The organism is Streptomyces sp. NPDC049577 (assembly GCF_040675635.1).
Taxonomy (GTDB): Bacteria; Actinomycetota; Actinomycetes; order Streptomycetales; family Streptomycetaceae; genus Streptomyces.
Genome location: NZ_JBFAPH010000312.1, coordinates 1 through 7,463, shown reverse-complemented (window position 1 = coordinate 7,463; position 7,463 = coordinate 1). Strand labels below are relative to the sequence as shown.

The 7,463-nt window shown below is 71.7% G+C and carries 6 protein-coding genes; 1 reads left to right on the top strand and 5 read right to left on the bottom strand.

Annotated elements, in window-relative coordinates:
* From AB0K09_RS26620 to AB0K09_RS26600, 5 genes are all read right to left on the bottom strand, one after another.
* Positions 1 to 1,996 (bottom strand): caspase family protein (locus AB0K09_RS26620; protein ID WP_366067930.1); only part of this gene is annotated, 1,996 nt, incomplete at its 3' end.
* Between the two features lie 7 nt (positions 1,997 to 2,003).
* Complete coding sequence (locus tag AB0K09_RS26615) at positions 2,004 to 2,408, bottom strand: hypothetical protein (RefSeq protein WP_366067931.1); 405 nt, start codon at positions 2,406 to 2,408, stop codon at positions 2,004 to 2,006.
* A 238-nt stretch (positions 2,409 to 2,646) separates the two neighbouring features.
* The gene (locus tag AB0K09_RS26610) at positions 2,647 to 3,648 is read right to left on the bottom strand and encodes an aldo/keto reductase (protein WP_366067929.1); all 1,002 of its coding nucleotides are present in this window, start codon (positions 3,646 to 3,648) and stop codon (positions 2,647 to 2,649) included.
* Positions 3,645 to 4,859: an MAB_1171c family putative transporter gene (locus AB0K09_RS26605; protein WP_366067928.1), complete on the bottom strand. Its 1,215-nt coding sequence runs from the start codon at positions 4,857 to 4,859 to the stop codon at positions 3,645 to 3,647. Before AB0K09_RS26605 ends, AB0K09_RS26610 begins: the two co-directional genes overlap by 4 nt.
* Before the next feature lie 75 nt (positions 4,860 to 4,934).
* The gene (locus AB0K09_RS26600) at positions 4,935 to 5,591 is read right to left on the bottom strand and encodes a toxin (RefSeq protein ID WP_366067927.1); all 657 of its coding nucleotides are present in this window, start codon (positions 5,589 to 5,591) and stop codon (positions 4,935 to 4,937) included.
* A 318-nt stretch (positions 5,592 to 5,909) separates the two neighbouring features.
* On the opposite strand from AB0K09_RS26600, the gene AB0K09_RS26595 reads away from it, so the two are divergent.
* Complete coding sequence (locus tag AB0K09_RS26595) at positions 5,910 to 7,433, top strand: PHB depolymerase family esterase (protein WP_366067926.1); 1,524 nt, start codon at positions 5,910 to 5,912, stop codon at positions 7,431 to 7,433.
* Positions 7,434 to 7,463 lie beyond the last annotated feature (30 nt).

Here is a 7,463-nt window from a genome sequence, read left to right as displayed (position 1 = left end):
GCAGATCCCCCGCGACCGTCGCCGAGCTGCGCCGCGGGGCCGCCACGGGCTCGCCCAGCAGGCGTTGCAGCTTTTCGGCCTCCCGTGCCAGGGCCTCGGCGTTGCCGGTGCGCATCATCAGGCCCGGTGCGATGTCGTCGCAGCGCTCCGCGACGACGTTCACCGCCTCGTTGTTGGTGGATGCGACCAGGACGGACTGGCCGGCCGCCACACAGGTGGTCACGACAGCGGTGACGACCTCGCTCTTGCCCGTACCCGGCGGGCCGGTGGCCACGGTGAGCGATCGCGTCATCGCCGACGAGACCACCCGTTCCTGGCTCTCGTTGCACGGTCCGGCAGCCACCACTACGGCGGACGGGTCGTCCGTGGTCCTGTCTCCGTCGGTCAGCAGCGCGCCGAGAGCCGTGCCCGGAATGTCTCCTGTGCGTGCCGACATCTCCAGCAGGTTCTCCACCAGGGGACCGGCTGCGAAGCGTTCCACGCCTGTGGCCAGCAGGACGGCCGCGTTATGGGCACCGGGCCTGAGTGCCTGCATCACGGACCTGTCGCTCAGGGCGGACGGGTCCAACGGCTCCAGTTCCGGCAGACCCAGTTGCTGAAGCAGCTCCCGTACGGCCCGCACCATCTGGGCCTGGTTGCCCTCCTGCCACGTCGGCTGCCAGCCGGCGACGAGGTCGGCTGCGGCGTCCTCCTCCAGCAGGTGCCCGACGACACCGGTGTGCAGCGACGGGACTCCGCACGGCCGGAGCACGTCGCTCCCGTCCTCATCCGGGGCCAGCTCCATCTGCTGGATCAGCAACGGCGCGATCTGCACGCCGGTCCGCCGCCCGCCCGCCGTGCCCCGCGCGGGAAGCGTGACCGCGGGGTAGCCGTACCAGTACTCGTGCTGAGAGTTCGTATCGGCGGAGGCGCCCTGTGTACCGGTCCTTCCACCTGCCTGACGTCCGGGCAGGCGCGGTGGGGCCGACAGCGTGGGGGCCTTTCCCGACTGGATGGTCTCCGCACCGCTCTTGAGCAGGAAGTACTGGGAGTCGAGGCCCTTGTCCCGGTCGGGAAGCATCTTGGAGGCCGCTTCCGCGGTGAGACAGTAGGCGTAGTAACGAAGCAACCGCTGCCAGTCGATGCCGTCCCGTGCTTCCAGAGCAGCCGTCTCCCGGGCCTTGAGCAGGGCGGGGGAGCGCTTCGCGGCTTCCACGGCGTCGCCGGGCAGCACAGGGAGATGAACCGGCCGTGCGACCGACCGCGCGAAGGGCAGTGCCCGTGTTGCGCGGATCGTGGACTTGGTCGGACGCTGCTCTTCCGGTACACCCTTCTGCACCATCTGCGCGGTGAGGTATTCGAAGAGGTCGTCCGGCGTGATCCAGCCGCTGTCCTTGATCCATCCGTTGCGCAGTCCCTCCACGATCTCGCCGGTGAACCGGGACGTGCCGAGCTCGGAGCCGGCCGGCGCCATTGCCGAGGCGGTCTGGAGGGCGTCGGAGGCCGTGATGAAGTACACGCCGGTGGGATGCAGGAGCGTGCTCGGGGCCGGTCGCTCGTCCGCGTCCGGTGCGCCCTTGGCTGTCCAGCCCTGGACAACGGACCCGCTGGAGCAGCAGTCCAGCAGCACGACCTTGGAAGCGGCCCGGCAGGACTGGAGTGTCCGTTCCAGGAAGGAGGCGGACACCGCGGTACGTGGCAGGTCGTCCGGGTCGGTGTCGCGGGTCAGAAAGTACAGCTGGTTGTCTTCCTCGCAGAACTCGCCGTGCCCGCTGAAGTACAGCAGGGCGGTCTCGCTCGGCTTCCGTGCTTCGAGGAAGGTCTCGATGGCGCGCAGCATCTCCGCGCGCGTCGGCTCGGCGACCACCGAGCAGTCGTTGTACATGCCGATCTCGGTGTTCTCCAGCACCGCTTGCATGTAATGCAGGTCGGCGCGGACTGGTGGAAGGTCGTGGTAGGCGTCGCTGTCGTACGTGGATACGCCGATCAGCATGGCGTACCGGTCGTTGTCGGTCATGCCGCGCTCAGCTCGCCGTCGTTCCACAGTCCTCGTCGCCGTGCGCGTCACTACTCTCGTCGCCTGCCAGGAACCGCTCGATCAGCTCGTCGTCCTCGCGTGCCTCCTTGCCGGTGATACGCAGGGTCGCGCCGTCCGGCCGTCTGGCGACGATCGTCCGCTGCGGCACCCGGGTCATCCAGGTCTGCAGCACCTGAGTAGCCAGAGCTCCGGCGCTGAGCACGAGCCCGACGGTTTCCGCAGACACCCCGCCCTTGTCCGCGCCCTCGGTCGTGCGCCGCCCGGGAACGTCCAGGGCCGCACCAGGATCGGCACCGGCGAGCTCGGTGAGGAGCTCGCGCACCTCACGGCGTGCACGCAAGGGGTCGTCGTCGATGATGGAGATGCGGTACCCGGGCCGGGTTTCGGGCATGGCTGTCACGTGTCCCCCCTCGGTCTTCCGTGCCGGACTGACGCACGGGCGTCCTTCAGGCTAGTGTCGGGTGCAGACGCCGGACGTACGAGATTCCGAAAAGGCGAATTTGTCCCTCGGGGCCGCCCATCGACGGTGTCACCGAGACCTCGCGAGCCCCCGGAACGTGCCCGGGGGCATTGAGCGCGGCACAGCGATCCTCAAGCGGTGGCCCAGGGGAGGCGCCCGCCCTCCCCCCTCAGTGCCCCACCCGCTCCAGCGCTCCCGCCGGATAGCGTTCCCCCGCCACCGCCTCCTCCGGCACCGCCGCGCGCAGCAGCTCCAGGTCCTCGGGCGCCAGGCTCAAGCCGACCGCCCCCGCGTTCTCCTCCAGATAGCGGCGGCGCTTCGTGCCCGGGATGGGGACGATGTCGTCCCCCTGGGCCAGCAGCCACGCCAGCGCCGCCTGGCCCGGGGTGCAGCCGATCCGCGCCGCGACCTCGCCCACGGCCCGGACGAGGGCCAGGTTCCGGTCGATGTTGTCGTCCGCGAACCGCGGCCAGCGCAGCCGGTTGTCGTCGGGGCCGAGGTCGTCGCGGGAGGAGACGGTTCCGGTGAGCATGCCGCGTCCCAGGGGGGAGTACGCCACGACCGCGATCCCCAGTTCCCGGCACGTGTCGAGGAGCTCGCCCTCCACCACGTTCCGCGTGAAGAGCGAGTACTCGACCTGCACCGCGCTCACCGGATGGACGGCGTGCGCCTTGCGGAGCGTCGCGGCGCTGACCTCGCTCAGGCCGACGTGGCGCACCAGCCCCTCGTCCACCAGGCGGGACAGGGCGCCCATCGTCTCCTCGACGGGGGTTTCGGGGTTTCTGCGGTGCGCGTAGTAGACATCGATGTGGTCGACACCCAGGCGGCGCAGGGAGGCGCGGCAGGCGACTGGGACGTACGCGGCCGAGGTGTCGACGTCGCCCACCCGGCCGGTCGCCGCGTCGTGGCGCAGGCCGAACTTGGTGGCCACCACCACCCGGTCCCGGTCCCCGGCGTGCCGGCGCAGCCAGCGGCCCAGCAGTTCCTCGTTGAGGCCCCGTCCGTAGGCGTCCGCGGTGTCGAGCAGCGTGACGCCCAGCTCCAGGGCGCGGTCCAGGGTGCGCTGGGACTCGTCCTCGTCGGGGACGCCGTAGGCGATCGACATGCCCATGCAGCCCAGGCCGATCGCCGAGACCTCGGGCCCGTCGGCCCCGAGCTTGCGGTACTTCATCGTGTGGTCCTTTCCGTCACGGGAAGAGCGGTGTACGCCTGGGCGACCCGCAGCAGCCATGCCACCTCGTCGGCGTAGCCGCCGCCCTCGGGGGTTTCCGGGCCGAGGGGCGCGGGCTCCCCGCCCGGCCGCTGCCGGTGGTCGTCGTGCTTCGCGCGCAGGGCCGCCGCCAGCGACACGGCCTGCACCTGCGCCCGCAGTCCGTCGCCGGACAGCCCCGCCTCGTGCCCCGACCGGCGGGCGGCGTCGACGACGTCCGGGTCCATGTAGGGCCGCAGGGCGAGCAGCCCGTCCTGTATCTCGATGACCCTGCGGTACAACCGGAAGTCGATGTCGCCCGGCAGCAGATGGGCGAGGCGGGTGGCCGGCCGGGGATTGAGCGCGATGGCGGGCACCGCCGTGGACAGCGCCCGCCACAGCGGGTGCAGCCGCTGGTAGGTGACGAAGTTGCGGACCAGCCGCCGCCCGTCGGACACCCGGGGCCCCCACGAGGGCATGGTGAGCCCCGCCACCAGGAAGAGGATGCCCGTGCCGTTGGCGACCGGCGTCAGCAGCTCCCACTCCAGCGGGTCGAGGCCGCACTGCACCGCGATCACGGAGAGCAGGCGGTTGAGACAGTAGATCAGGCACGCGCCGGCGCCGATCGCCGTGACGTGCAGCCCCCTGCGCAGCCACTGCCGTCCCGCCACCCGCCCGTACCGCAGGCACAGACGGATGATCTCGATCATCCCGGACCCGAAGGCGCTGACGTACAGGAGCAGATAGGCGGCCACGACGGGGCGGTGCGCGTTCTGCAGGAGGTAATGGGCGCTGCGCACATGGCTGCCCTGCTTCGCCGCGATCCACAGGCCGAGCATGGTGATGCCCACCGCGGCCGCGGCCAGCAGCCGTACCCGCGCGTGCCGGCGCGCCTCTTCGCGCGGATACACCCAGTAGACGATCGCGGTGAGGAACGCGGCACTGGAGGCGACACCGCCGAAGAGATGGATGCCCAGCGCTCCCAGGTCGTCCACGCCGAACGCGGCGTCGACCGCCCGCGAGGCGAACGGTGCCGAGAGCGTGAAGGAGACGCCCTTGCACGAGAACGCGACGAGCAGCGCCCGCAGGGCCGGGTCGTCCCGCCGGCGTCGTACGTCGCGCAGCTTGTAGGCGAAGGCCAGCGCGCACAGGGCCGCGCACGCCGGGAACACCACGCTCTTCACATCGGCCATGACGCCTCCTGCCGTCGCCGCGGGGCGCTCGGGTGAGGGCGGCGGCGCGCACGAACCCCGGCACGGGCCGGGACGTCAGCCGCCGCCGGGATCGACGGGGTTGAGCGAGTGGTCGATGCGGGCGACGGTCTCCGCGTCGACGGGCGGGACGTCCCAGCGGGACTCCACCGGAGGACGCGTGACCCGTTCGAGGATGAGGGACGCGACGGTCTCCGCCTCCTGCTCCTCCCGGTTGGAGTAGCTCGTACGCCCGAGGATCTCGCGGACGCGCTGCGGGTCCAGGCTCGGCAGCAGGTGTGCGAACCCCGTCGGGTCCGGCCCGGCGGAGTCGCGGTGCCCGCACAGCATATGAGCGAGTTCGTGGGCGATGATGTGGTCACGGTGCAGCCGGCTGGTATTCGCCTCGACGACGATGATGTCGGCCTCGTCCGTGGCCAGCCACATGCCGCAGGGCGACTCCGCACCCATGGCGAGCTCCACGAGCTGGATCGGACGGCGGCGGTCCGCGCTGAGCCGCTCCGTGAGCGTGGCGATACCGCACCCGTCGGGCAGATCCAGCCGGGCCAGGACCGCTTCCGAGGTCCTGCGCAGCCGCTTGAGGTCCCCTCTGCTGACCGGCTTCTGGGCCGGGCAGGGACCGGCGGTGCCGGCAGTCTCCCGCCTGCCGGACGACGACGCGCCGCTCCTTCGCAGGAGCGCGTGTTTCCTGTGCCCGCGCGAACCCAGCGACATGCCATTCTCCCGACGCACCATTCCACTGACGCTGTCCCCGTGCAACTGCTCGGCTCTCGCGATGGTAGCCCGGGCCGCCGAGAGGTCACGGATCGAGGCGGCCGAATCCGCATCGCCCCGCGGCCTGTCAGCGGATCGGACGGCTGTCACGCAATGCGTGCGACGCAGACTCTCACGGGTCCGGCTGTGGTGCTCGTCACCATGTCGGCAGCATGCACTTGAACCTACGGTCCCACCACACCCCGGCACGCCCCGCGCTCCACCGCCACGGGAGCGGCCGGGAAGCACCCCGTGCCGTGCCTCGGTGAAGGAGCCGCCATGCCACTGCTGTCGTCCTGGAAGGTGCTCGTGCTGCCGCCCGGTTCGCGCCGGGACCGGGCCGCCGTCGCTCCCCGCGGCCGAAGGGCCGGCAGGGTACGCCGCCTCCTCGCCGTCGCCGCCCTCGTCCTCGGCGTCGCCCTGTCCGGCCCCGTGCCCGCCGCCCACGCGGCCACCCCGCTCACCCGGGTCGGCGACTTCGGCTCCAACCCGGGCGCGCTGAACATGTACGTGTACCGGCCGGCGTCCCTGCCCGCGCACCCGCCCGTGGTCGTCGCACTACACGGATGCACCCAGAGCGCCCAGGTGTACGCGGACAACTCCGGGCTTCCCGAGCTCGCCGACCGGGACGGATTCCTGCTGGTACTCGCGGAGACGACGACCTCGAACAACCCGGCCCAGTGCTTCAACTGGTTCCTGCCGACCGACAACCAGCGCGACCAGGGCGAGGCCCTCTCGATCCGGCAGATGGCCGGCCACGCCGTCTCCGCCTACCGGGCGGACCCCCGGCGGGTCTACGTGACAGGGCTGTCGGCAGGGGGCGCCATGACGGCGGTCATGCTCGCCGCCTATCCGGACGTCTTCTCCGCCGGTGCCGTCGTCGCCGGCCTTCCCTACAACTGCACGAAGGACAACAGCCCCTACACGTGCATGAACCCCGGAGTCGACCTCACCCCCGGCCAGTGGGCCGAGCGGGTGCGCGCCGCCTATCCGTCCTGGACGGGACCGTGGCCGCGCGCGGCCATCTGGTACGGCGACCAGGACACCACGGTCACACCCCGCAACGCCGCAGAGCTGCGCGACCAGTGGACGGCGCTGCACGGACTGTCCCAGACACCCACCCGCACCCGGAGCATCGGCCCCGACGCGACCCGGCACGACGAATATCTGACTGCGGACGGCACGGTCGCCGTCGAGGTCGACCGGGTTCCCGGCATCGGCCACGGCACACCGGTCGATCCGGGAACCGGCACCGAACAGTGCGGCAGCACCGGCGCCCCGTACTTCCTCGGCTCGATCTGCTCCAGCCACTGGATCGCCAGGTTCTTCGGCCTCGGCGGCACGGGGACGGACCCCGGCCCGCTCCCCGCGCCCACCGGCCTGGCGGTGACCGGAGCCACCGACACCACCATCGGCCTGAGCTGGCACGCGGTCGACGGGGCCACGGACTACGCCGTCTACCGCGACGGCAACCGCGTCGCGACGGCGAGCGGGACCTCGTACACCGACACCGGCCTGCGGGCGGGCACCTCGTACGCCTACGCGGTCGCCGCCCGTGACGCGAACGGCACGACGGGCGCCCGCTCCGGGACGGTCACGGCAGGCACCACCGGCGGCGCGGCCGCCTGCTGGACGGCGAGCAACTACGACCACGTGCGGGCAGGCCGAGCCACCACCAGCGGCGGCTACACCTACGCGAAGGGCTCGCACCAGGACATGGGCCTGTACAACACCTTCGTCACCCACACCCTGAAGGAGTCGCCCACCGGCTACTACCGCGTCGCCGACGGCGGCTGCCCCTGACGCGACCTCGCCCGCGGCCGGCCTCGCGGC